General features: G+C 32.2%; 23 protein-coding genes. 9 read left to right on the top strand and 14 right to left on the bottom strand.

From position 1 onward, the window contains the following. Positions 1-370: 370 nt before the first annotated feature. The gene (locus tag WPG_RS09710) at positions 371-1,216 is read left to right on the top strand and encodes a hypothetical protein (protein WP_045471877.1); all 846 of its coding nucleotides are present in this window, start codon (positions 371-373) and stop codon (positions 1,214-1,216) included. Between the two features lie 73 nt (positions 1,217-1,289). On the opposite strand, the gene WPG_RS09715 is transcribed toward WPG_RS09710, so the two are convergent. The 4 genes from WPG_RS09715 to WPG_RS09730 all read right to left on the bottom strand — a co-directional run bounded on the left by WPG_RS09715 (position 1,290) and on the right by WPG_RS09730 (position 6,752). Beyond that, a complete protein-coding gene (locus WPG_RS09715; protein WP_045471880.1) occupies positions 1,290-1,829 on the bottom strand; it encodes a hypothetical protein in 540 nt (179 codons plus the stop codon). Between the two features lie 110 nt (positions 1,830-1,939). Further along, positions 1,940-2,797, bottom strand: coding sequence for an acetyl-CoA carboxylase, carboxyltransferase subunit beta (gene accD, locus WPG_RS09720; protein WP_045471883.1), 858 nt, complete (start codon positions 2,795-2,797; stop codon positions 1,940-1,942). Positions 2,798-2,986: 189 nt separating this feature from the next. Then, positions 2,987-4,054 (bottom strand): class II fructose-bisphosphate aldolase, encoded by a 1,068-nt coding sequence (fbaA, locus tag WPG_RS09725; RefSeq protein ID WP_045471890.1) that lies wholly within the window; start codon positions 4,052-4,054, stop codon positions 2,987-2,989. Between the two features lie 124 nt (positions 4,055-4,178). Further along, a complete protein-coding gene (locus tag WPG_RS09730; protein WP_084221559.1) occupies positions 4,179-6,752 on the bottom strand; it encodes a BamA/TamA family outer membrane protein in 2,574 nt (857 codons plus the stop codon). Between the two features lie 97 nt (positions 6,753-6,849). Here WPG_RS09730 and WPG_RS09735 point away from each other — a divergent pair, with 97 nt between their 5' ends. Then, complete coding sequence (locus tag WPG_RS09735) at positions 6,850-7,584, top strand: TrmH family RNA methyltransferase (RefSeq protein WP_045471893.1); 735 nt, start codon at positions 6,850-6,852, stop codon at positions 7,582-7,584. Here WPG_RS09735 and WPG_RS09740 read toward each other — a convergent pair. Together WPG_RS09740 and ubiE are read right to left on the bottom strand one after the other, a co-directional pair. Continuing rightward, on the bottom strand, positions 7,571-8,287 hold the full coding sequence (locus WPG_RS09740) for a porin family protein (RefSeq protein WP_045471897.1): 717 nt from the start codon (positions 8,285-8,287) through the stop codon (positions 7,571-7,573). The two genes, WPG_RS09735 and WPG_RS09740, sit on opposite strands and share 14 nt — an antisense overlap. Before the next feature lies 1 nt (position 8,288). Then, on the bottom strand, positions 8,289-9,020 hold the full coding sequence (gene ubiE, locus WPG_RS09745; protein WP_045471900.1) for a bifunctional demethylmenaquinone methyltransferase/2-methoxy-6-polyprenyl-1,4-benzoquinol methylase UbiE: 732 nt from the start codon (positions 9,018-9,020) through the stop codon (positions 8,289-8,291). A 229-nt stretch (positions 9,021-9,249) separates the two neighbouring features. On the opposite strand from ubiE, the gene trkA reads away from it, so the two are divergent. The 5 genes from trkA (at position 9,250) to WPG_RS09770 (ending at position 13,197) form a co-directional block, all read left to right on the top strand. Further along, complete coding sequence (gene trkA / locus WPG_RS09750; protein WP_045471903.1) at positions 9,250-10,599, top strand: Trk system potassium transporter TrkA; 1,350 nt, start codon at positions 9,250-9,252, stop codon at positions 10,597-10,599. A 12-nt stretch (positions 10,600-10,611) separates the two neighbouring features. Further along, positions 10,612-12,105: a TrkH family potassium uptake protein gene (locus WPG_RS09755; protein WP_045471906.1), complete on the top strand. Its 1,494-nt coding sequence runs from the start codon at positions 10,612-10,614 to the stop codon at positions 12,103-12,105. Between the two features lie 162 nt (positions 12,106-12,267). Then, entirely contained in the window at positions 12,268-12,516 is a 249-nt protein-coding gene (locus tag WPG_RS09760; protein WP_045471909.1) for a hypothetical protein, read from the top strand. A gap of 130 nt (positions 12,517-12,646) precedes the next feature. Continuing rightward, positions 12,647-12,898 carry a hypothetical protein gene (locus tag WPG_RS09765; RefSeq protein WP_045471912.1) on the top strand — a complete coding sequence of 84 codons (252 nt, stop codon included), beginning with the start codon at positions 12,647-12,649 and terminating at the stop codon, positions 12,896-12,898. Between the two features lie 38 nt (positions 12,899-12,936). Then, positions 12,937-13,197: a hypothetical protein gene (locus WPG_RS09770; protein WP_045471917.1), complete on the top strand. Its 261-nt coding sequence runs from the start codon at positions 12,937-12,939 to the stop codon at positions 13,195-13,197. A gap of 66 nt (positions 13,198-13,263) precedes the next feature. Here WPG_RS09770 and WPG_RS09775 read toward each other — a convergent pair whose 3' ends face one another. Beyond that, a complete protein-coding gene (locus WPG_RS09775; RefSeq protein ID WP_045471920.1) occupies positions 13,264-14,448 on the bottom strand; it encodes a pyridoxal phosphate-dependent aminotransferase in 1,185 nt (394 codons plus the stop codon). A gap of 15 nt (positions 14,449-14,463) precedes the next feature. After that, positions 14,464-15,564, bottom strand: coding sequence for a fatty acid desaturase family protein (locus WPG_RS09780; RefSeq protein WP_045471924.1), 1,101 nt, complete (start codon positions 15,562-15,564; stop codon positions 14,464-14,466). A gap of 147 nt (positions 15,565-15,711) precedes the next feature. Here WPG_RS09780 and rsmG point away from each other — a divergent pair, with 147 nt between their 5' ends. Next, a complete protein-coding gene (rsmG, locus tag WPG_RS09785) occupies positions 15,712-16,341 on the top strand; it encodes a 16S rRNA (guanine(527)-N(7))-methyltransferase RsmG (RefSeq protein ID WP_045471927.1) in 630 nt (209 codons plus the stop codon). 62 nt (positions 16,342-16,403) lie between these two features. On the opposite strand, the gene WPG_RS09790 is transcribed toward rsmG, so the two are convergent. From WPG_RS09790 to WPG_RS09805, 4 genes are all read right to left on the bottom strand, one after another. Then, positions 16,404-17,135: a T9SS type A sorting domain-containing protein gene (locus WPG_RS09790; protein ID WP_045471930.1), complete on the bottom strand. Its 732-nt coding sequence runs from the start codon at positions 17,133-17,135 to the stop codon at positions 16,404-16,406. A gap of 107 nt (positions 17,136-17,242) precedes the next feature. Continuing rightward, positions 17,243-19,162: a T9SS-dependent choice-of-anchor J family protein gene (locus WPG_RS09795; RefSeq protein ID WP_045471933.1), complete on the bottom strand. Its 1,920-nt coding sequence runs from the start codon at positions 19,160-19,162 to the stop codon at positions 17,243-17,245. Positions 19,163-19,300: 138 nt separating this feature from the next. Further along, positions 19,301-20,950, bottom strand: a complete 1,650-nt coding sequence (locus tag WPG_RS09800) for a DUF6029 family protein (protein WP_052471214.1) — start codon at positions 20,948-20,950, stop codon at positions 19,301-19,303. 40 nt (positions 20,951-20,990) lie between these two features. Beyond that, the gene (locus tag WPG_RS09805; protein ID WP_045475425.1) at positions 20,991-21,476 is read right to left on the bottom strand and encodes a TlpA family protein disulfide reductase; all 486 of its coding nucleotides are present in this window, start codon (positions 21,474-21,476) and stop codon (positions 20,991-20,993) included. Positions 21,477-21,580: 104 nt separating this feature from the next. On the opposite strand from WPG_RS09805, the gene WPG_RS09810 reads away from it, so the two are divergent. Next, positions 21,581-22,633: an Omp28-related outer membrane protein gene (locus tag WPG_RS09810; protein WP_045471936.1), complete on the top strand. Its 1,053-nt coding sequence runs from the start codon at positions 21,581-21,583 to the stop codon at positions 22,631-22,633. A gap of 67 nt (positions 22,634-22,700) precedes the next feature. Here WPG_RS09810 and WPG_RS09815 read toward each other — a convergent pair whose 3' ends face one another. Together WPG_RS09815 and pruA are read right to left on the bottom strand one after the other, a co-directional pair. After that, positions 22,701-24,416: a T9SS type A sorting domain-containing protein gene (locus tag WPG_RS09815; protein ID WP_045471938.1), complete on the bottom strand. Its 1,716-nt coding sequence runs from the start codon at positions 24,414-24,416 to the stop codon at positions 22,701-22,703. A gap of 143 nt (positions 24,417-24,559) precedes the next feature. Next, positions 24,560-26,185 carry an L-glutamate gamma-semialdehyde dehydrogenase gene (pruA, locus tag WPG_RS09820; RefSeq protein WP_045471940.1) on the bottom strand — a complete coding sequence of 542 codons (1,626 nt, stop codon included), beginning with the start codon at positions 26,183-26,185 and terminating at the stop codon, positions 24,560-24,562. Positions 26,186-26,208: the final 23 nt, after the last annotated feature.

The following is a 26,208-nucleotide window of genomic DNA, read 5'->3' on the forward strand; positions in this document are numbered from 1 at the left end:
ATTTGCTTATTTTTTTGATGCATTTCTTAGAGTATAACTTTGTTTTAATTTCTCACTTTTCGATTGAAGTGAGTTTTTTTTATTTAATCTTTAAAATTTGTTGGTTAAAATAAATACCATTTTGTCTATCTTATTACTTCAGTTTAATACACTAAAGTTTTGTTTTTAACATTAATTACTTTAAAGATAATAATGGAATTTATATGAAATTATATTCTTATAAAGAGCAGTATTCAGTGCAGGTCAATACCAGTTTTGTTGAATAATAAACGTCAATCTTTTATCTTTTAAAAGTAAAACTTATTTTTTGAAATTAAACCTTTTTAATATTGAATTGTCTTAACACTATATTAACAATAAAAAAGTAATCATGAAAAGTTTCAAAGCATTCAAAAGCGGAATTTTAAATCTTGTGGTTTTAGGTTTAATCTTTACGTCTTGTAGCAGTAATAATGAAGCTACAGAAACAGAAAGTCAATTAGAAGATACATTAGAGGTACAACGCTCAGCCGAAATTGACCAGATTGATAGTGTATTGGGCGATTTAGTAATTGAAGTTTATGAAAATGAAGAATCTAGTTTAACGGATAGAGATTCGCAAGCTAGAGACATTCCAGAGTGTGTTACTATCACTGTTGTAGCACAACAAGGGTATCGACAAGTGAGTGTGGATTTTGGCCCAGAAGGTTGTATTGTTCGTGGCCATTTAATAAAAGGACAAATTGTATTTGATTATACAAGAGATCCCGAAGCTCAACAAATTATGATTAACTATAGTTTGGTTGATTTTTACATAGATGCAAAACATTTAATTGGAAGTCGTTCAATTCTTAAAGAACTTTCTAATGAAAATGGAAACCCTCAGTTTACGCATGATTTAAGTATTACTGTAGTTTGGCCAAATGGTGTACAAGCGTCTAGAGAAGGTACTAAAATTAGAGAATGGATTGAAGGTTTTGGTAGCGGATTTTTTAGTGATAATATTTTTGAAATCACAGGAGATTGGACTGCGATTTTTGTTAATGGAAATACACATTCTTATGAAGTGTTAACACCATTGCGGAGAGTAGTGATTTGTACATACTTTGTTAGTGGAACTTTTAATGTTCTGCGCACTAATTTTGGTGGTATATTTGATTATGGAAATGGTGAATGCGATAACCAAGCCTCATTTACATCTAATAATGGACAAGAAATAGAGATTACCTTGAATTAGTTTGTTTGATTAAAGTTGGTTGGAGAAAAAGCAAGCCAAGTGGCTTGCTTTTTTCTATTTAAAATAGGAATGTTTATAACACGTCTATTGTAGCCGTGAGGTTTACGTTGATAATAACGTTAAAGCTTACGGGACTTCCACTAATTGTCCCAGAAACCATAGCTTCAATGGTTGGTGTGTTTTCGAGAATATTACCTATTGAGTTTAGCAATTCACTGTCAGAAATTGAAAATAAAGTATTATCATTATCCGCTTGTTGTAAGTTGATATCGTTAACACTAATGTTAGAATTTGCAAATGATAATGATGCTTCTGTAAGCATTATCATTGAGTCTTGTTCTGCATTATAATTTGATATTTCATAAGTTAAAGAGTTGATTCTTATATCCTGAATAAGATCTAAATTATCTTGAATATCTTGATTTGAAGATAAAGCAATAGTAGAGGATTCTGAAAATAATTGAGGTTCATTAGATACTTCTGACAAATTAATGTTAACTGTTGTTGAGAATCCATCCGTAACATCGAATTCGGTTAATTCATCTAACTTGTCACATGAAAGAATAGTTGTAAAAACAAATAATAATAAGATTGAGTACTTTGTGCGTTTCATTGGTTTAATTTTGTTGATTTATTAATTAGTGTCAATTAAGATTCAAAAGGTTAACACAATGATTCAGTTTTTTATTAAAAAAAAAGATGTTTAAACATCTCTTTAATTTTTTAAGTTCTTATCGGCTGATTTGTAATTAAATCTATGTACAAATTTATTTTTCGTTTTAATTCTTTTCGATGCGTAATAAAATCCAAAAAACCATGCTCCAATAAAAATTCTGAGGTTTGGAATCCTTCTGGTAATTCTTTACCAGTTGTATCTCTTACAATTCTTGGGCCTGCAAAACCTATTAAAGCTCCAGGTTCTGAAATATTAATATCTCCTAACATTGCAAATGAAGCAGTTGTACCACCTGTTGTAGGATCAGTACACAAAGATATGTATGGAATTCCTGCATCAGAAAGCTGAGCTAATTTAACAGAAGTTTTGGCTAATTGCATTAAGGATAACGCTGCTTCCATCATACGTGCTCCACCGGACTTACTAATAATCATTAATGGTGTTTTATTTTTTAGAGCATAATCTGCTGCTCTTGCAATTTTTTCACCTACAACACTACCCATAGAACCGCCAATAAAGCTGAAATCCATACAAGCAATTACTAAATCTTTACCATTAGATTTCCCTACTGCTGTGCGCACGGCATCTTTAAGATTTGTCTTTGTTTGAGCTGCTTTTAAACGGTCTGGATATTTTTTTGTATCAACGAATTTAAGTGGATCTTTTGAAGTTAATCCTTCATCTAGTTCTTTAAATTTATTATCGTCAAATAGAATTTCAAAGTATTCCTTACTTCCTATTCTTACATGATAACCATCTTCAGGACTCACATAAAAGTTTTGTTCTAGTTCTTTAGTATCAATTATTTTTCCTGTTGGAGATTTATACCAAAGTCCTTTGGGAGTGTCTTTTTTTTCTTCAGTTGAGGTCTGAATTCCTTTATCTTTTCTTTTAAACCAAGCCATATTGATTTATAGTTTTAGATGTCAGTTTTAGATTTAAAAACCTTAAACCGATAGTTTTAGTTAGTTAAAGCAAAACTACTATTAATTAATTAAACTCAAAAGTAGGGCTAAGAAGTATTTTTTAATTAACAAACCCATTAAAAACTAATGTATTAGGTCTTAATGGGTAGTTATATATGATAATATTGTTTATAGAGTATCTACATTATTTAAGTCTTCAAAGGCTTTCTTTAGTCTTGTGACAAATGCATCTTCACCTTTACGTAACCAAACACGTGGATCGTAATATTTTTTGTTAGGTACATCGTTTCCATCAGGATTTCCTATTTGAGTTTGTAAGTAATCTTTTTTGTCTTGTACATAATCTCTAACACCACTTAGGAATGCATATTGCATATCTGTATCGATATTCATTTTAATAACTCCATAGCTAATACCTTCTCTTATTTCTTCTACTGTTGAACCAGAACCACCATGAAATACAAAATCGATATGGTTATGCTCAACACCATATTTTTTAGTGATATAATCTTGAGAATTTTTTAAAATCTTTGGTGTTAATTTAACGTTACCAGGTCTGTATACACCATGCACATTTCCAAAAGCTGCAGCAATAGTAAATTGGTCACTTACTTTGCTTAATTCTTCGTATGCATAAGCTACTTCTTCAGGTTGTGTGTATAATTTTGAAGCATCAACATCACTATTATCAACACCATCTTCTTCGCCACCTGTAATACCAAGCTCAATCTCTAAAGTCATTCCCATCTTACTCATTCGAGCTAAGTATTGCTTACATATTTCTATGTTTTCTTCGATTGGTTCTTCAGATAAATCAATCATGTGAGAACTATAAAGCGATTTTCCAGTTTCTGCAAAATGCTGCTCACTAGCATCTAATAAGCCATCAATCCATGGTAATAGTTTTTTTGCACAATGATCTGTATGCAAAATTACAGGCACTCCATAAGCTTCTGCCATTTGGTGTACATGTTTTGCTCCTGCAATAGAACCTGCAATAGCGGCTTTTTGACCCTCATTACTTAAGCCTTTACCTGCATTAAATTGAGCACCACCATTAGAAAATTGAATAATAACAGGAGCATTTAAAGCTTTTGCTGTTTCTAAAACTCCATTGATGGTGTTAGAACCAATAACATTTACTGCTGGTAGAGCAAAGCCTTTTTCTTTAGCATAATTGAAAATTTCTTGAACTTCTTTACCTGTAGCAACACCAGGTTTAATATTATGACTCATAATTTTTATGATTGAAAATTTAGACTCCAAAAATACATAATTTTGAATATAAAGTCGTTCGTTTTAAAAGATAAATATGGTGGAAAATACCGAAAACGTTATAGTTTAAATCAGTTAAAATAGCTTAAAAAGGATAGTTAATCCCTATATTATAAACAGCGTTTCTAAAGTTGTAAGTTTTAAACCAGCGATTGCCTTCAGTCAATGAAGGGTCATAAGTTTTAAACCCAACATCAAAGCGAAGGACAAAAAAGTCAAAGTCATAACGCAAACCAAACCCTGAACCTACGGCAATATCTTTTAAGGAACTAAAATCTATAAAGGTTGCTGCTTCCTCTTCAACATTGTCTAATACATTCCAGATATTTCCAGCATCAACAAATAATGCGCCTCTTAGATCACCAAATAAGCTAAAACGCTGTTCGGCACTTAAGTGAATTTTAAAGTTTGCTTCGTTGAACTCATTAGTAGTTGTAGAACTTCCTGGTCCTAAGTTATAAGCAGTCCAAGCTCTATTGTCATTTGGTCCACCAGCGAAAAAGCTTTCAGCAAAAGGTATACTATTAGAATTACCATAAGGAATTGCGATACCTGCATAGCTACGAAATGCAAAAACATTTTTTCTTCCAAAGTCAAAATACTTTATATAATCAATTTCAGTTTTAAAATATTGTGAAAAGGTCACTCCAAAAACATCATAACTACCATCTTCATTTTTAGGTGATCCTATGACTCTAGATAGATTTGATAACAAATTCCCTGCTAATTCTACTCGCCATTTAAATACTGAAAAATCATTATCGAAAATGTTTTTTCGCTTATCTTTCTTATAGTCAAAGCTTGTAGAGAATATAAGGTTATTTTCTGTTAATCGTTGTTTGCGTTCTTCAATATTATTTACAGTGATAAAATCATTGTCGCTAGGTGTTAAACTCGTATTTTCGGTTAATACATCATTAATAAATTGATCAGCTTCTTCAGGAATCCCTAAAGTAGCATCATTAGTAATATAATTGATGTCTCTTGCGACAGTGTTTAGCCTGCTAAAAGAGTTAGCGTAGACACCAAAATAATTACTTGTATTTAGATTTTTTACAAACTGAACATTAAAAAGTTCTAAATTATGAGTTACAGTTTTTGAAGGGAACCAATTATAACTTACAATGCTAGATAATGTTTGTTTGTCCAAACCTATATTTTGCTGACTTGTTGCAGAAAAGTTAATTGCCGTGCTGGGCGACATATATTTTGGTATAATTTTATCGGTATTAAATGGGGTAAATAATCGAGGTAATGTTAATCTTATATTACCACCAAACTCATTAATATCAAAAAATGCACTTTCATCGTCTGTTCTATTCTTTGAGGCTCCAATAGCAGCAATACCTGTGATTTCTAATGTTTCAGCACCTCTAAAAACATTCCGAATTTTTAGCCCTGTACTAAATGAAAATCCAATAGTTTGAATATTACTTTGATTAATTTCTGGGTCAAAACTTAAGGCATATTTTTTCTTTGGTTCTAAATAGATATTAGCCGTTAAAGAGGTATCCTCTTCATTTTCAACATAGTCGATACTAGGAAACCTGAACATCTGCAAATCATTTAGATAATTTGAAGTTCTACTTCTGGCTAAATCGCTGTATATATCTCCTTTATTAATAAAAATTGCATCAGTTAAAGCCTTAGGTCTAAATTTTAACTTGTCCTTACTATAGAGCGTATAATCTTTATACTTTGTAGTATCCGAAATGGTTTTAAAACGGTTGTCAAAATTATCATCAGTGAAGATATTAACTTCTTTTATTTTATAAACTTTAAAAGGCTCAATTGTTGTAGAATCATTTCTACGTATAGATCGATTTGCTATAATTAACTCAGTGTTTACTTTATGGTTAGTACCAATGGTATCAGTTACAAAACGAATATAATCTTGACCAAAATAATAGAAGCCAGCATTACGTAAATAGGTATTTATACGTTCACGTTCATTTTCAAAGTTTTGTTCATCATGTTGTTCTCCTTTTACAAGTAAAGAAGACTTACTAAAAGTGTCGTAAAGTGATTCTATTGCTGGGCTACTAATAATAGGAGTTATAGAATCTAATATATAAGGTGTTTTTTTTACGATCTTGTAAGTTACCTTAGCTTTTTTGGTACTATCCTTTTCAATCTCATAATTTACTTCATTATTAAACCATCCTTTACTATAGTAATATTTTTTTAGATTGTTTGCAGTCTTTATAGTTTTCTCTTCATCGAGTATCATTGGTGCTTCACCAGTTCGTTTTAACCAACTGTTAAAATTACGACGGGATTCTATTTGTTTATCAAACTGTTTTTTTGATAATAAAGCTATTTTTCGTTTTACTTTAGAAGAATCACTTAAAACATTAGCATTTATTATAGAATCTATATTAGGTCTTGCTAAATTATATATGTGAAGTCGTAATGGAAATGACAAAAAACCACGCATTCCGGAATTTGTCTTTTGAATGATTATATTATTAACACGTTCTTCATTATTGGTTTTGCCGTCTTCAATAATTGTATTTTCGGTTATAAGGTGTTCACCGTTTTTAACCCGTTTTACGACATTACAAGAGCTTAGGGTTAAAAAGAAAGCAAAGCAGACAATACTATAATAAATTAAATTATAGTTTTTTATGACTGTCGAAATGCGGAATAGCAAACCCAAAAGTTGTATGGTTTTTTTGATAATGATTAAGCTATACAAATATTAGTCCAAAAAAGATTTACTTTGTAATACTTATAACAAATGTAAATACATTTTAATGGTTACAAAGCATCAGATAAAGTTAATTAAAAGTTTAAGTCAAAAAAAATACAGACAGCAGCATGGCTTATTTACTGTTGAAGGTATTAAAGGTATTAAAGAATTTCTTAATTCTGATTTTGAGCTTGAGTCTTTGTATACTACTAAATCTATTTTTGAAGCACCAGTCAATAGCATTCAAGATATTTCTGAGATTGAGCTAAAAAAAATATCATCATTGAAAAACCCAAATACAGCCTTAGGTGTTTTTAAAATTCCAGTTGGGCAACAACCATCTAATAAAGGTCTAATTATTGCTTTAGATGATGTTAGAGATCCAGGTAATTTAGGTACTATCATTAGACTTTGTGATTGGTATGGAGTAAAAGATTTGGTTTGTAGTATTAATACGGTTGATTGTTATAATTCTAAAGTTGTACAGGCTACAATGGGTTCATTGACACGTGTTAATGTGTCTTATTTAAATTTAGAAGCATACATAGAATCTTGCGAATCCAAAAAATTTGGCACTTTCATGTATGGTGAAAATATCTACACGGCTAACCTACCAATCGAGGGTATCGTAGTTTTAGGAAATGAAGCTAATGGTATTTCTGAAGTTATTAAAGCTAAAATTAATAGCAAACTTAATATTCCACAATTTGGAGATGTTAATACTACTGAAAGTTTAAATGTTGCTAATGCTACGGCAATAGTTTTAAGCGAATTTATGCGACGTTCTATTGAAATGTAAAGTTGATAAAAATACCACGCGTTTGCATTTTGGCAATATTGCCTGTCCAAGGACTATTTGGGTCTGAATCTCTAATAATTTCGTCATTAAAAGCAAAAATACCGCGAATAGAAGGTGTAAATTTAAAATAGAGTAGATATAGATCAATACCAAAACCAAGCTCATAAAAAGTCGTAGTCTTACTCATCCTAAACTGACCCGCACTATTATCGTCAGGATTATCTTGATTACTCGATAGATTTAAAGCTACAGAAAGTCCTCCTATAATAAATGGCTTAATATTATTAATTCTTTTAGTAGATGCTTTTAAAAGAAGTGGCACATGTACATATGTAGACTTAACTTCTCTTAACAAATCTGAGTCATTAAAATCTGAACCAGCAAAATAACTTTCATCGTATCTAAGATTTCTTGTCGTAAAGAAAACTCCTGGCTCTAATCTAAGATTTAAATAATCGTTAAGTCGCATATCACCAACAAGACCTAAGTGAAATCCAAAGGTCTTATCAACTAAAATATCTTTTAAATCCTGATTGTAGTTAAATTTAAAATCATATTGATTAAATCCTAAGAAGTAACCCCAAGACAAGAATTTTTGATCAATATTGTCAATATTATTCGCAACTTTTTCTTTAGTAAATAACTGAGCTGTTGAGCTTTGAAAAGTAATTAATAATGCAATGAAAATAAGTGTTCTCTTCATATTATGCTTTGGATGCTGAGTAAATAGTTGCCACTCCCATTGTTTGTGGCATGTCTTCGACATTAATAAACCCAATTTTTCTTAAAATATTGTTCAGAGCCTCTCCATAAGGGAAAACCGAAGCAGATTCACTCAAGTAACTATAAGCAACTCTATCTTTAGAAAACAATTTTCCGATAAGAGGAAGAATTAATTTTGTGTGTATTTTATAGCCTGCTTTATATATGGGGTTTGTAGGTACAGAAGTTTCTAAAATTACAAATATTCCATTTGGTTTTAAGACTCTTAAAATCTCAGCTAACCCCTTCTCTAAATTCTCAAAATTACGAACTCCGAATGCTACTGTTATGGCATCAAACGTATTATCTTCAAATGGTAAATCTTCAGAATCACCTATAACCATTGAAATAATTCCATCTAATTTTTTTGAACTTATTTTCTGACGTCCTACCTCTAACATGCCATCGCTAATATCTAGTCCTATAATCCTCTTAGCATTTGCTGTTGTGAGACTTATGGCCAAATCACCTGTTCCAGTAGCAATGTCTAAAATATTTTCAGGATTTTTATTAGCTACTAATTTCACTACTTTATTTCTCCATTTCACATCAATACCAAAGGAAATAACCCTATTTAATCCATCATATTCCTTAGATATAGTGTCAAACATTTTAGTCACCTGAACCTTTTTAGATTGGTCACTATTTTTATATGGATTTACTTTTTCGGCCATCAAAAAATTTTTGCAAATATACAGATTAGTTACAAGTACTTAAAGTTGTAAAGTATATAAAGTTCTAGCTCGATTAAATAAATCTAGTGTATTCGTGGATATAAAATAATAAAGAAGAAAATATATTTTCAACTAAACAATAGATACAACTTTAAATAGTTTAGACAGCTCCTAACTTATAACTTATAAAGTTCTTAGTATATTTGCATGTTTATTTTAATAAATAGTAATGAAGATAATTATCGCAGGAGCAGGAGAGGTAGGATTTCATTTAGCGAAATTATTATCCTACGAGTCGCAAGAGATAACACTTATTGATACAAAAAAAGATAGCTTATCCTATGCAGGGGAGCATTTAGATATCAAAACTATAAAAGGCGATGCCACATCAATTTCTATTTTAAGAGAGGCACGCATTGGTACTGCAGGACTTTTTATTGCAGTAACATCTTCTGAAACGATAAATATTACAGCTAGTGTTATTGCGAAGCAATTAGGAGCAAAGCGTACTATTGCTCGTATCTCTAATACAGAATTTATAGATAATAAAGAAACAGTAGGATTCTCTAAATTTGGAATTGACGAGTTGATTTCTCCAGAATCTTTAGCGGCTTCAGAGATTGAATTATTATTAAATCAGTATGGCTTTAATGATACTTATGAGTTTGAAGAAGGAGCACTTACGATGTTAGGTTTACGCTTGTCTAGAACTGCAACTTTTGTTGGGAAAACAGTTAAAGAAGCTGCAGAATTATATTCTGAGTTACATTTTATTCCCATTGCAATTCAACGCTATGGAACACAATATACAATCATACCAAGGGGGGATACTATTTTTAAAGAAGGTGATAAAGTGGTGTTTATGACTTCTAAAGGTGGTGATGAAGAGTTGTTTGAATTATCTGGAAAAGTTAAGGTAGATATCAAGAATGTGATGATACTTGGAGGTAGTCAAATAGGTTATAAAACGGCAAAAGATCTTTGCGCAAGTAAGTTTAATGTAAAGCTTGTGGAAAACAGAAAATCTGTTGCTGAAGATTTAGCTGAAGATTTACCAAATGCTTTAGTAATTTGTGGAGATGGAAGAAATGTTGAAATTCTTGATGAAGAAAACATTTCAGAAATGGATGCTTTTATCTCAGTAACCGGAAATTCTGAAACTAATATCATGTCTTGTCTTTTAGCAAAATCTAAAGGAGTAAAGAAAACAATTGCTTTAGTGGAGAATATGGATTATTACCAATTATCTCAGTCTATAGGTATTGATACACTAATTAATAAGAAGTTATTAGCCGCAAATAACATATTTAGATATATCAGAAAAGGTGAGGTTGTAGCTATGACCAAACTTACTAATATGAATGCAGAGCTTTTAGAGTTTGTAGTTAAACCAGATTCTAAAATCACTAATAAATTGATTAAGGATTTAAATTTTCCAAGATCAGCGATTTTCGGCGGAGTCATAAGAGATGGTAAAGGTTTAATTCCTTTAGGTAGTTTTAAAATTGAATCAGGTGATCGCGTTGTTGTTTGTTGTTTACCACGTTCTATATCTGAAGTAGAAACATTTTTCTCATAGGTTATGCCTCGTATGAAACTTAATTATAAAATCATTTTCCATTTTTTTGGACTGCTACTATTGTTTAATGGTGGTTTTATGATGATTGCCACATTAATTAGTCTCATATATAAAGATGGTGTTACTTTTGAATTACTTCTTTCTGGCTTAGCAACATTACTCATTGGTACTTTTGCCATGATTGGAACAAAAAACCATCGTAAAGAGATGAACAAACGCGAGGGTTACATTGTCGTAGCTTTTGGTTGGATTGTGATGTCTTTATCTGGTACTTTACCATATTTAGTTACAGAAGCTATTCCTTCATTTACGAATGCTTTTTTCGAAACCATGTCTGGTTATACTACTACAGGAGCAAGTATTTTGAATGATATAGAAGTTGTACCAAAAGGCGTCCTCTTTTGGCGTAGTACAACACATTGGATAGGTGGTATGGGAATTATTGTTTTAGCTATTGCAATTTTACCATTACTTGGTGTTGGTGGTATGCAGTTGTTTGCTGCTGAAGCTCCAGGACCTGGAAGTGATAAGTTGCACCCTAGAATTACTGATACAGCAAAACGATTATGGTTAATTTATGTAGGCTATACAGCTGCAGAAACTATTCTTTTGCAGGTTGCAGGTATGTCTTTTTTTGATGCCATTAATCACGCACTCAGTACCTTGTCAACAGGTGGGTTTTCTACTAAGAATGCTAGTATTGCACATTGGAATGATAACCCTGCAATACAGTATATCATTATGTTTTTTATGTTTTTAGCAGGAACAAATTTTGTATTGAGTTATTTCTTATTTAAAGGGAAAGTGGTAAATATAATTAAGGACGAAGAGTTTAAACTTTATTTTAAGTTTATTGCTGCATTTACAATAATTGCTGCACTTTTAATATATTTCAGAGCTGATGTATCTCAGTCTTCAATAGACCATCCTATGATTTTTGGTGAAGGGGAGAGTGCTATTAGACATGGTTTATTTCAAGTTTTAGCAATTGTAACTACTACTGGTTTTGTGACTGCAGATTATACTATGTGGACTCCATTTTTAACTGTTTTCTTTTTTGGTTTAATGTTTTTAGGGGGTTCTGCTGGTAGTACATCTGGTGGTGTAAAAGTAGTACGACAATTAATTTTAATTAAGAATGGATTTTTAGAGTTTAAAAGAGCGCTACATCCTAATGCCATTTTACCAGTACGCTACAATACTAAATCGGTATCTAAAGATATTGTATTTAATATTCTTGGTTTCTTTATTCTGTATATGTTATCCTTCATAGTTGGTGCTTTAGTATTTTCAATGTTTCAAATGGATTTTATATCTGCAGTTGGTTTATCTGCATCTAGTTTGGGTAATGTCGGACCTGCTTTGGGTGATTTTGGACCTGTCAATAATTATTCAGCTTTACCACCTTTAGGAAAATGGTGGGCATCATTTCTAATGCTAATTGGACGTTTAGAATTATTCACAGTGCTTATATTATTGACTCCTTTCTTTTGGAGAAATCGATAAAATTTTAACTTTTTTTAATTTTTTTAAAATTTAGCTAGCCTATAATTCTACTGGTTTCTTTTGAATTTTCAGACTCAATCTCACGCTATAGTTGAAACACGAGCTGTAACATTTTTAATTGTTGTGCGTCATATCTATGTAACCAATTAAAAAACATTAATCATGGAATTATTATTAAATCAAGAATTAGAATTTGTACCAGAACCCACTGAGGTGTCTTATTCGTCAAACAACGGAATATTAAATTCTAATTACAAATCAGTTGTGAAGCAAAATTTTAGCAAGTCAACTACAAAATCAGTATTTGGAATTAGACAACGACTAAAATCTTCTCAATTTAATATGGTAAATCATACTGCAGTCATCTTAAAACTATCTGCTTTTGCCATTGTATTAGTAGCTTTATTCTAGAAATAAATTATTTATTTAGATCTTTTAACTGACATTTTTTTTAAGTATCCTTTATAATTACAATAGCATTTTCTTTATTTGCTAATGCTATATGCTGTAGATTTTTGTTTCAATTTTAAATCTAGGAACTATGCCTTCTAATTCAATGAATGTTATTAACTTTAATAGGAAGCAACTTCCTCAACGCGATAAGTTTGTTAATAGACTTGGTGGATATAATTCGGATAAAAAAACCGAGTATAATCTACCTAAAGCTTCCGCAAAACAATTGAAGGCTATAGCTAAAAGATTAAGAGAAGAGCAAAAGTCTAGAATGATTAAAATTATTCTGCTAACAGGAGTTATATTTATTGGCCTTCTATGTCTGGTTATATATAGCTGATAGAATGGTTCATCTTAACTTATTAAATTTGAAAAACTATGGCACTTGGAGGATCTATGGCGAGTACACTAAAAAGTAACAAAGCGATAATGCTTGATAAATCTAAACGATTTAAAAAGACACTAGGTGGTTATGGTAAGAATAGAAAAATAGAATATGATTTGCCAAAAGCAACTCCAAAGCAGTTAAAATCTATACGTGAAAGACTAAAAAAAGAAAACCAAATTGTTTGGATAAAAATACTCGGAACAGTAACAATACTAATGATCACTTTGGTTTGGATGCTTTATGCATCATAATAAAAAAGCTATAACATGTAAATCACGTTATAGCTTTTAAAAAAAAAGGCGATTGATAAAATTATACTATGATAACGCCTTTTTGATACGTTTAATTGCCTCTTTAATATTTTCTTGAGATGCTGCATAAGAAATACGAATACAATTAGGATTTCCAAAGGCTTCTCCTGTTACTGTGGCAACTAGTGCCTCTTCTAATAAAAATAAAGACATATCTGAAGCATTATTTATTGTAGTGCCTTTGATTGTTTTTCCGAAATATGCAGATACATCAGGGAAAACATAAAAAGCTCCTTCAGGTTCATTAGCTTTAAAGCCATCTATTTCATTGATTAGACTTAGAATTAGTTTTCTACGCACTTTAAATTCATCTACCATATATTGTACACTAGATGCAGGTGCTTCTAAAGCAGTAATTACTGCACGCTGACCAATACAATTTGCTCCACTAGTCACTTGACCTTGCATTTTATTACAAGCTCTAGCAATCCAATCTGGTGCTCCAATGTACCCAATTCTCCAACCTGTCATTGCAAAAGCTTTTGAGACACCATTTACAGTGATTGTTCTATCGTACATATCTTCAAACTCAGCTATGCTATAATGGCCACCAATAAAATTGATATGCTCATAGATTTCATCAGAAACCACATAGATATTAGGGTACTTTTGTAAAACATCTGCTATAGCTCTTAATTCATCTTTACTATATACTGATCCACTTGGATTACAAGGGGAACTATACCAAATCATTTTTGTTTTTGGAGTGATAGCAGCTTCTAGTTGTGCAGCAGTCATTTTAAAATCATTGGTGATAGATGTCTCTACTTCGACAGGTACACCTTCATTAAGCTTTACAATATCGCTGTAACTTACCCAATAAGGACAAGGTAAAATAACTTCGTCTCCATCATTTAACATTACAGATGCAATATTAAATAGGGCTTGTTTTGCTCCTGTAGAAACTACAATTTGTGGTGATGTATAATTTAAATTATTATCACGTTTAAATTTGGTAATAATTGCTTCCTTTAACTCTACATAACCATCTACAGGTGTGTAGCTATTGTAGTTTTGATTAACGGCTTCAATTGCTGCGTTTTTAATAAAATCTGGAGTATTAAAGTCTGGTTCTCCTAAACTTAATCCGATAATGTCTTTTCCCTCTGCTCTAAGCTCTCTAGCTTTTGCTGCCATCGCAAGGGTTGCTGAAGTCGATAGATTGTTAATTCTATCAGAAAGTTGGTTCATGGTTATATAATAATATTATGCTTGTATAACTGGTCGCATACCCATCTCTTTTAAAAATCTAAAATGTGCTGCAATTGCTTTTCTTGTAGTTTCGTACTCTTTATATGGTAAATTAAATTCTTTAGCTGTTGATTTTACAATTTCTGCAATTTTACCATAATGAATATGACTTATGTGTGGAAAAATGTGATGCTCTACCTGATGATTTAAACCACCAGTATACCAATTTACTAACCAATTCTTAGCGCCAAAATTAACCGTTGTTTTAAGTTGGTGAATAGCCCATGTATTTTTCATCATTCCATCTTCTGCTGGTTCATGCATCTCAGCCTCATCCATTACATGTGCTAACTGAAAAACTACACTTAAAATTAGACCAGCAACATAATGCATTAAAAAGAAGCCGATTAGTACCTCATACCAAGCCAAATCTGTTAATAGAATAGGTAGTATAATCCACATGGATACATAAAGAATTTTGGAAATTACTAATTTACTCCAATTAATAATTGGGTTTGGTAACTTTCCATAAGACAATTTGCGCTTCATATAGCGTCTCATCTGTTGAAAATCTGTTGTGATTGCCCAATTAATAGTTAACAATCCATATAACAAAATAGAATAATAATGTTGAAATTTATGATGTTTTCGCCATTCGGAGTGTTTAGAAAAACGTAATATTCTTCCTGCTTCTAAGTCTTCATCATGCCCATGGATATTAGTGTAAGTATGGTGTAGTACATTGTGTTGTACTTTCCAATTGTAAACGTTACCAGCTAAAATATAAATACTACTTCCCATTAAACGGTTAATCCATTCTTTGTTTGAGAATGAACCATGGTTACCATCGTGCATCACATTCATACCAACTCCAGCCATTCCAATACCCATAACAATGGTTAATAGTAATTGTGCCCAAGTAGGAATATCTAATGTTAACAATAGGAAATAAGGTGCCAAAAATAGCCCAAACATTACTATAGTTTTTAACCAAAGTTTCCAGTTTCCGGTGCGCTTTATGTTATTATCTTTAAAGTAATTATTAACTCGCTTGTTTAATGTTCTAAAGAACTTAGCTGAATCAGCTCTAGAAAAGGATAAGGTTTGTTGTGCCATTAATCTTAGTTTTTTTAAAATTATAACGCAAGGGATTTAAATACATTATAATAAGAGGCAAAGATAATTAATAATTAAAATCAAGCATTATTCAAACACGTTAATTTATACACACTATTTTAAGTATTTTTGCGAAAAATTTATGATATGGATCTTATCCTTAAATATTTTCCAAATTTAACAGAAATACAGGTAAAACAGTTTGAAGCCTTAGAGGCTTTATACAAAGACTGGAATGCAAAAATAAATGTTGTATCAAGGAAAGATATAGATGAGTTATATCTTAGGCATGTATTACATTCATTAGCAATTGCAAAGGTGATTGAATTTAATGATAACTCTTCTATATTAGACGTTGGAACAGGTGGTGGATTTCCTGGTGTTCCATTAGCAATATTATTTCCTAATTGTAATTTTCATTTAGTGGACAGCATTAACAAAAAATTGAAAGTGATTAATGTGGTTTGTGAAGCTATAGAATTAACCAATATTAAAACGACGCATAGTAGGGTAGAGGTTATTGATGACACCTTCGATTTTATAGTGAGTAGAGCTGTAACTGCTATGCCAGAATTTACCAAATGGGTTAAAGGTAAAATTAAGAAAAGACAACATAATGATCTTAAAAATGGTATTCTTTATTTAAAGGGCGGTGATTTAACCGAAGAGTTAAAACAATATAAAAGTGTTAAGGCTTTTCTGCTTTCTGATTATTTTGAAGAACCATTTTTTGAAACGAAGAAAGTTATTTATTTACCTTTAAAATATAAAAGTTAGAAAACAGAAAACCGCTTGAAATTTAACTCTCAAACGGTTTTTTATTAAAGTATTGTAGATTATTATTCTACAACAATTCTCTTAATTAAAGTTTTACCATCATCATTTCTAAAACGAATGATGTATAACTGTGGTGATAAATCAGAAACATTAATTTTAGATTCACCATTAGATATATTTACTTGCTTAACTGTCTTGCCTAAAATATCATAAAACTCAGCTGTTAAGTTCTGATTAGAACTCACAGTAAGTTCGTCTTTTACCTGAGTTGGGAATACTTCAACAGAAGTTAATTCAGGTTCGTCAATAGTTAAAGTAGGATCGAAGCTATATGATACCGTTAAGGGTGTACCAATAGTATTTCCAAGATCATTATAAGCTTGAAATCTAAATGTCCAACCCATAGCTGTTGATGTACTAGGTGAGTTTTGATTCCATAAATTATTACCTGCACTATTTGTAGCTCCTGGAGCAATCATAGCAGCAGTAGTTGGATAACCACTGCCTAAAGTTATACTATTTAAACAAACTCCTGCAAAACATAATTGAAAGTCTGAACCATCAGTGTTATCAAGGTCATCCACAAAAATTCTCATATAAATAGCTTCTGACGATGTATTAGTTACACTAAATTTCCAGTTACAAGGATCATTATAACCACATCCTGCTTCAGAGAAAGCTACGATTTGTCCGTCTGTTACCAAACTGTTATCACTTTGATCAAATACTTCAAATTGTGCATGAGAAGCAAATGTGAAAAGCATTAAGCATAAAAAAAGTAATGTTTTTTTCATAGTTTTTATTTTTTATAAAATTGGGTGTTAGTCATATTAAATTGTCTAACAAAGTTAAGTTTTAAAAAAGATAAAAGGGAAGTAAATGAACACTTCCCTTTTTAGTATTATTTATTTACAATAAATTTAGTACTGTAAGCAGCAGTTCCATCATCAATATTCATGATATAATATCCAGCATTCAATTGCGATATTGGTAATTGTATGTTTTGATTTCCATACAAGCCTTCGTAAGATTTATTAATTACTGTTCTACCTAACATATCAGTAACGATAATATTATAATCCCCATTACTAGCTTCAAAGGCAATGTTAATATTATCTTTAGCAGGATTAGGATAGATTTTTATAGAATCAATTCCAGATACCTCTTCAACACTTAATGCTTGTGCTACAGAACTTTGTACTGCACTTACAATACTACCATCTGCTTGATCAATTAACACTACAACAATATGCATGTTGTTCTGGTCACTTGATGCTGGTATTGTATAATTAAAACTATAAGAAGCATTAGTACCTGCAGTTATGACGTTAGGTATAGAGCCAGCCTGTCCATTAAAACCTCCTAAAATAGCTCTACCTACATGATCATATACCATTTGCGTTGCTGGTACAGGATCACCTAAACTTTCGTAACCTCCCATTGCACCATTTCCACCTCCAGAATAGTAATTTACTTGATCATAGTCTTGGTTATTAGCATTTGTTCCATCTCCTGTTCCAGTTACACCATCTTCGGTAATAATAACTCCTAATCTATAATCAGCAGATGCAAAATTTGTATAAAAGTTTGCCTTAGCAGAAATTGTTAAGTTGCTACCTATTTGCGAGGCACTTGTTGTTAAATCTACAGGCACTATATTAGTGATTTCTGTATCATATGCTCCTTGTAATGCGGCTTGACCTGGATCAACACCTACTAATTTTCTATCTACACCAGCATTTGGCCATCCTGAGCCAATTACACCTATAAGAGCTGAGTCATAGTTAGAAACAGTCATTGGGTCAGCATTATGAACAGCAACACCAACTATAGTATTTGGGTAAGTCGACGCCATATATTCTAAACCAACAGTTCCTCTAGGACACCAACCACACCAAGTACCTGTCGATTCTTCAATAAGAACAGCTTTGGTACCCGCTTGTGTCATTGTGTTAAAATTTTGACTAAGTGAATTATTTGTATTATCACCATCAGCACCACCATTTACATTGTCAATAGTTACCGTAATAGTTTTTTCTTCTACAGAACTGTAGTTTAAAGGTGATGAGTGATTAATTGATTGAGTTTGTCCTGGAGCAATATTTACACTAAAATTTTCAGAATAATTATTTGTACCATCACTCCAAGTAATATCAAGAGATGTAATAGCAGCAGTACCATTATTACTGACTTCTACAGCAAGTGGATTATTTACAGATGTAAGAGAGTACCTGCTTAATCTTAAACCATCTGCTTTTGCATCTACGCTAAGAGGTGATCTTACTTCAATATCATCTATGATCCAGTTATCGCCATCATCATTGAAGTGAATGAATGCAATGTAAATCATCATTCCATCATAGGCTGATAAATCGATAGTCTTTAATTCAAATCCAGCACCAACATTAGATTCATTATAGCTAGCAACCGTTGTGAAGTCACCATGGTTTGTTTGTGAACTTGTAGAAACTCTTACCTCGTAATTGGAACCATAATCAGGACCGTAACTCTGAGTAGAATAAAAGAGTAATTCTGTGTTGGTAGCACTTGTTAGATCTATTTGACTGGTTACTAACCAATCTTCGGCAATACCACCAGTAACATTTTCATATTGATTTGCAGCAGAATAAGTACCAGTATTAGGTGCTGTTGCTTGTACCCAATCTTGTGTTGTACCTAAACCATTTGTGCCAGCGAAAAAGGTCCAACCAGCAGGAGGGAAAGTAGCACCCTCAAAGCCTTCGCTAAGTAACGTTTGTGCCTCCGTAATTTGAGTGCAGGCAAAACATAAGGTCAGTAGTAGAGTAATTTTTTTAATCATGTTTAGTTGAATTAATTAGTATTTTTTTAAAAAAAGCTTGGGTAAGATAATTAATTGGTTAGGTCTTACAAAAATAAGGCATAAAAAAACGGTAGTTATAAATAATTACCGTTTAAATGCTTTTTTATCGGACAAACATTAGAATGCTACAGTTAAATTTGCGCTAAATCCTGTGTTTTCTGGAACAAAACGACAAACACCACCTATACAAATTAATCCACCACGTTGGCGACCATAATTAACTCCTAATCTGGTATTACCTTTACTATAACTTCCACCAACACTGTAATAATGTATGTCATTAGGTCCACCATAATTCCAATTATCAGCAGCATATATTGCAAATGTTGTAGAGAAATTATATTCAATGACAGCTGCAGCCCAATTTTTTCTATCATCTTCACTCCAAAGATGCTGCCCAACTAAGCGTAGTGCTTTTCCTTTATCGAATCGTCTTGTGGCTTCAACAACACCAATATTTGCTAGAATTGATGAGTTTCCTAAAGGGCCGCCCTCTACAATACCTTTATCTACTAATACATTTTGATATGTAAATACAGAGCTCCAATTTTTAGACCATTTCTTTTTTATTTCAAAATTAAAGTCTCGGAATAATTGAGGACCATTACCAATAAATTTTGCCTTATACCATCTATTTTCAATATTATATTCAGAGTCTAATCCTCCCCAATACGAAAAGTTCATAGCCAATTTAGTACCATATTTACCTCCTAAATATGTTCCTTTTTTAAAGGAATAAAATAAATCGAATTGTGTGCCAACTTCACCAGAACGCTGATCAAAAGACTCAATAATTAGTCTAGGTTGTGGATTGTAGACATAGATATTTGTCAATAGATAATCCTGTTGTTTGGTGAGACCTGGCACATAATTAATAACCTGTTGGTTAAAAACGTTTCCTTCTGCCAATCGATCTGCAAAAAAACTAAAATTTTCTAATCGTCTAAATGTTGCGTTTACACCTATTCCTTTCTTTGCATATCCTGCGTTAATTTGTAAAGCTGTTCCGTCATATAACTTATTCGAAGATAGTTGTCCTTCATTTGCAATTGCATCAGGATCTTTTATAATAGCCTCGATACCAGCATAAACATTTTTAAACACAAAATCTAATCGTCCACCATAAGCACCTACATTAGATGGTATAGCTTCAACACCGTTAGTATTTTGATGTCTACCAACATAACTCAAACCCATTTGTATATCTACAGATTCGATATTTAAGGCATCACTTAAATTAAGTTCTGCGTCAATACCTTGAATAGTACCTTCGGATGCCTCAAATCCATAACGTTGTTTTCCGAACACTGCTTTAATTTCAAGGTCTTTTGTAGCCTTAAATTTTACATTAAGACCTTTTAAAGCATTATTTAAACCTAATTGTCTGTCCTCCCAAGAACGCAAAATTAGACCGCTTCCAAATTGCTCATAAAAATAACCACCAGTAACGTCAATTTTATCATCCTTATAGTTGAAGTAATAAGTGGCAACATTATTTTGATTATCAAAGATAGGATCATAGCCTAATAGTGCAGATGGTAAATACGACTCATATTGTAAACCCGCTGTAAAATTTCCTGAGTTATAGTTAAGAAGTAAATAATTGTTTGCTCTAAATTGATCCTCTGGTGCTAAAAAGTTAATGCCTTCATCTGTTTGAAGCCATTGTGAGTTAGATTCTATCCCGCCATAAAAGTTGCCATTTTCTTGGGAACTTATGATGTAAATATTCAATAAAAAAATAGACAGAAAAAAAGAATTTTTCATTTTGGCTGATTGTTAGTTATATAAATTGGGAAGTATTATGTTATTTAGATAATTCCTTTATCTTTTCGTAAAGTTCATATTCTGCACCAGGACTGTAACCTGAGTGCTCATATACAATTTCTCCATCCTTGACTAAAATTGTAAGTGGAATACTCGATGCATTAAGTGCACGTTTAAGGTCGCTGTTTGGATCTAATAATACCATGTAATCCCAATCTTTTCCATTTACCATAGATTTTACTCGTTTTACAGTTCTACTATCATCTACAGAAACGGCTAAAAGTTCTACATTAGTTTCGTCTTGCCAATCTACGTATAGATCATTAATAGCATCTAATTCTTTAAGACATGGAACACACCAAGTTGCCCAAAGCGAAATAATAGTGACACCATCTTTATTTATAGCATCACTAAGAGCTACTGTTTTTCCGTCTATAGAAGTTAAATCAATGATAGGAAGTTTTTCTTGGGCATTAGAAAAAAGACTAAATAAGCCCAGACATAAGGTAAAAATAAGCTTTTTCATATGTAAAATTTTTGGCATTGCGTCTCACAATATTAGGTAATTTTTTCACAAATGTACCTTTGTTCTAAAAATTATTTATTTTAGCTAAAAAGAATACATAAGCTATGATTAAAAAAAAAATGCCAAAGTTATTACTTCTTGTAATAATGTTAAATATGGCCTGTAGTAAAACTGAGGAGAATGTTCCGTTAACAACGCCTACAGCAGAGATAACTGTGGATAAGCTGGTGCGTAAGGCATCATTAGTTAATCAAAATATTCCTTTTCAAATTATTAATGAGGTTGGTGAAGATGTAACGTCTTTAGCTACTTTTTACGTTAATGGTGAACCAGTTGATGGGTCATCTTTTTCGTCTGATGCTATTGGCAATTTTGATGTTTACGGGGTTTACATGCAAGATGGAGTTGAGATCACAACCAATACCGAAACATTTAGTGTTATTATTCCGAAGCAAAAAATTGTCGTTGAAGATTACACAGGAACATGGTGTGGCTTTTGTCCTCGTGTCTCTGGAGCGCTATATTCTTTGCAAGAAGAAACAGATGATATAACGATTGTTGCTATTCATGAAACAGCGAATAGTTTTCCGGATCCAATGCATTTTGATCAAGTTCAATTATTGAAAGATGCTTATGGTGTAGAAGGTTTTCCAGCGGCAAGAATAAACAGATCGGTAAATTGGCAACAACCACATGCCAATAGTGATGTAACAAGTATTGCTGGTGTTGACACTAATTTAGCTATTGCTTTGAATTCTGAATTAACCGATAACGAATTATTAGTTCAGGTCAATGTTGTATATGCAGAAGGTTCTGTGCTAGGTGATAAGCTAGTAGTTTATTTATTAGAGAACGAAATCATTTACGATCAGGTGAATTATTATAATCAAGACACAACAAGTGAGTTTTATAATATGGGTGATCCTATACCAGATTTTGAACATAATGAAGTTCTTAGAAATTCTTTATCGGGTGTTTTAGGTGATCCAATTCCGGTTACTGAAGCTTTAAATGAATATGTAACATCATTTACTATAAATATACCTTCAGATTATAACACAGAAAAATTAAGTGTAGTTGCTATGGTTGTAGATCAAGATAATACGGCAAAGAACTCACAACATGCAAGCATTAATGTAGATAAAGCTTACGAGTAAAATTTTTATTATTTATTTAAAAGTCTGAATTTATAGTCAAGTTCAGGCTTTTTTCTTGTTATTAAAATTAATTTCTAAAAACTAATTTAGTTGTAAAACTTTGATGTTTTCCATCTGAAATATGGAGTAAGTAAAATCCAGAATTCAAATTCACGGGAATTATTGTTCTGGTATCAAGGGTAATTATATTATTGTAAACTAATTTCCCTGTGATATCTGTAATACTTAAATGAGATACACTACTGGAATTTGATAGTAAAACCAGTTGGTTTTGTACAGGATTTTTTTCCAATTGAATTTTAAGTATGGCTTCATCTGGAATACTTAAAGGTGGTGTTAGAATCTTAGATAGTGCAAATGCAACATTCTCTTCTGTTAATTGTACATGTGGTTCATTATCATCAGGTAAAAACGTATTAACAAAAGGTGTGTTGTTTGTTGTGCCTCGACTAGCAATATCAATATCATGATGCCAATCGATGTTATCATCATTTGCTTCATCTGTAATTTCTAGAGCTAAAGCACTTATAGAAGGAATAAAATTAAATTTATCAATCTGTAAAGCAGCTAAAAAGTCTGCTCCAATACCACCACCTATACCAATATCTCCAGTAAGAGCAGATATATCAAATAATCCACCAGGTGCTGCGTCAACACCATCAAAATTTGTTGTTCCAGAACTTGCTGTTGACAATACATCTGGAAAAATAGGAATAGGTGCAAAGAAACGACTTACTTGGAGAGGTGTGCCAGCAGCTGGTGTGAAATTAATCTCTAATTCTACATTTATAGTAATATCTCCTAACGGAGTAGGTACATCTACAGGTAGTGTGGTATCTAGAACTGAAAATCCATTAGTTACAGGTGTTACTCCATCTTTTGCTAAATAAGGATTCCCTATACCACTACCATTAATAATTGCGACATTTCTAACATTTCCAGGAAAGCCTGTCGATGTAAAACTATTGATTCTTGATTCAAATGTGGTCCTAAACGGATGTTCTTCAGGTAATGTTAATGTAGGATCAAAATCAACTATACTGCTGCCTAAGAGATGTGGCTCAAAATGATCAATTAAGAGTTGTCTTGCAGCTGAAGATTTTAATAATCCTTCAATTAGTGGCTGAACTTCGGTAACTGCGTTTGTATCATTAAATGCTAAATAGTTTAATTGATGTTGTAATCCAATAGGTACATTAGCGCCATGATGAGGTGAATCAAATGAAATATATAATCGTGTATCTGCATTTAGTGCACTTTCAGACTCCATGTAATTTAATGCATAACGTGCAATTATACCACCCATACTTGGGCCTATAATAACATTTTGATCAGGACTGTTAGGTGCTTTTGCTGTATTAATGATGTCTAGCAATTCTACTAAAATCATAGCATTACGATCAATAAAATCTGAGCCACCATCAATTGTAGCTCCATCTGCAGCTCTTAAGTAAGTTGGGAAATTTAATATTACCACATCAAAACCTTCTGCTCTTACTATATCAGCTAAATTTTGAGTTCCTGAAGTATCTGTAAAATTAAGTAAACTGTATAATCCTGGAATATCTCTTGTGTCACCTGGATCAAAACCATCTACAACTATGATTGGTTTATCCAAGATGTTATCTACGCTTAAAAAAATTTGATATTCTTCTTCACCAGCATAAGATACTGTTTCGCCGTACACTGAAAGATCTAATGTTTCGGTTGAAGTAATTGGTATGACTTGTGCTACTAAAAACACAGGTAAGATAAATAAAATATAAAAGTAATATTTCTTCAAAGGTTAAAAGTTGAATATATAAGACTTAAAAGATACAAAGATTCAATTTGTTGTAGAATTTTATAAAGTCATTTTCTATGAAAAGCAAAAAGTCCTTAAAAACTTTAAGTTTAAAAGGACTTGATATTAAGTGTGTTATAGTTTTATCCTAAAAAAGGATATCTGTAATCTGTAGGTGTAACGAATGTCTCCTTTATTAATCTTGGTGACACCCAACGCAATAAGTTTTGAGCACTACCAGCTTTATCGTTTGTACCAGAAGCTCTAGCTCCACCAAATGGTTGTTGGCCAACTACAGCACCAGTTGGTTTATCATTGATATAGAAGTTACCTGCAGAATTTTGTAAAGCTTTGGTAGCTTCTTCAACAGCGTAACGATCTGTAGATAAAATAGCACCTGTTAAGGCATATTCACTAGTCTCATCAACTAATTTTAAAGTTTCTGAATACGCATCATCTTCATATACATAGATAGTAATTACAGGACCAAATAGCTCAGTACACATGGTTGTGTATTTTGCGCTAGATGTAACAATAACTGTTGGTTCAATAAAATAACCTTTAGATTTATCATAACCACCACCAGCAATAATTTCAGCATCATTATCACTCTTAGCTTGGTCTATATATTTTGCTAATTTATCAAAAGACCCTTCATGAATAACAGCAGTTATAAAGTTGCTCATATCTTCTGGAGAACCCATTTTAAATGAAGCGATATCTTCTAATAAGTATTTTTTAACATCACTCCAAATTCCTTTAGGAACATAAGCTCTTGAAGCTGCACTACATTTTTGACCTTGAAATTCAAAAGCACCACGTGCAATCGCTGTTGCTACTTGCTTAGCGTTAGCAGATTTGTGAGCAACAATAAAATCCTTTCCACCAGTTTCACCTACAATTCTTGGGTAAGTTTTGTAGTTATGGATATTGTTACCAATCTGTTTCCATAATTCTTTGAAGATGTATGTAGAACCTGTGAAATGCAAGCCTGAAAAATCTGGACTTGCCATAACCGTGTTTGTAATCATTACAGGATCACCAAATACAACATTTATTACTCCTGCTGGTACACCGGCTTCTTCAAATACATCCATAATAACTTTAGCAGAATAGACTTGACTATCGCTGGGTTTCCAAACGACAACATTACCCATTAATGCCATACATGCAGGTAAATTTCCGGCAATAGCGGTAAAGTTAAATGGTGTTACAGCATAAGTAAAACCTTCAAGAGGTCTATATTCAACTCTGTTCCATGCATCACTTGTGCTTTCAGGTTGTTCCATATAGATGTCAGTCATAAACTGAACATTAAAACGTAAGAAATCTATAAACTCACAGGCAGCATCAATTTCAGCTTGATGTACTGTTTTAGATTGTGAAATCATCGTTGCTGCATTAATCTTAGCTCGGTATGGGCCAGCAATTAATTCAGCCGCTTTTAAGAAAATACCAGCACGTTGTTCCCATGGCATTTGTGACCAAGATTTACGCGCTTCTAATGCTGTTGCAATTGCTTCATCTACGTGTTTTTGCTCCGCTAGATGATATTCACCTACAATATGTTGATGGTCGTGTGGAGGAGACATAGTTCTGGTGTTTCCAGTTTTTACATCTTTTCCGTTAATGTATAAAGGGACTTCAACTTTGCTATTAAACATTGCTTTGTAAGTATCTTGTACTGCTTTGCGTTCTGGAGAACCAGGTGCGTAAGACTTCACAGGCTCATTGACTGCAACAGGGACATTAAAGAATCCTTTTCCCATAATATATTTTGTTTTTAGTTTGA

Origin of the sequence: Winogradskyella sp. PG-2 (assembly GCF_000828715.1) — a bacterium.
Taxonomy (GTDB): domain Bacteria; phylum Bacteroidota; class Bacteroidia; order Flavobacteriales; family Flavobacteriaceae; genus Winogradskyella.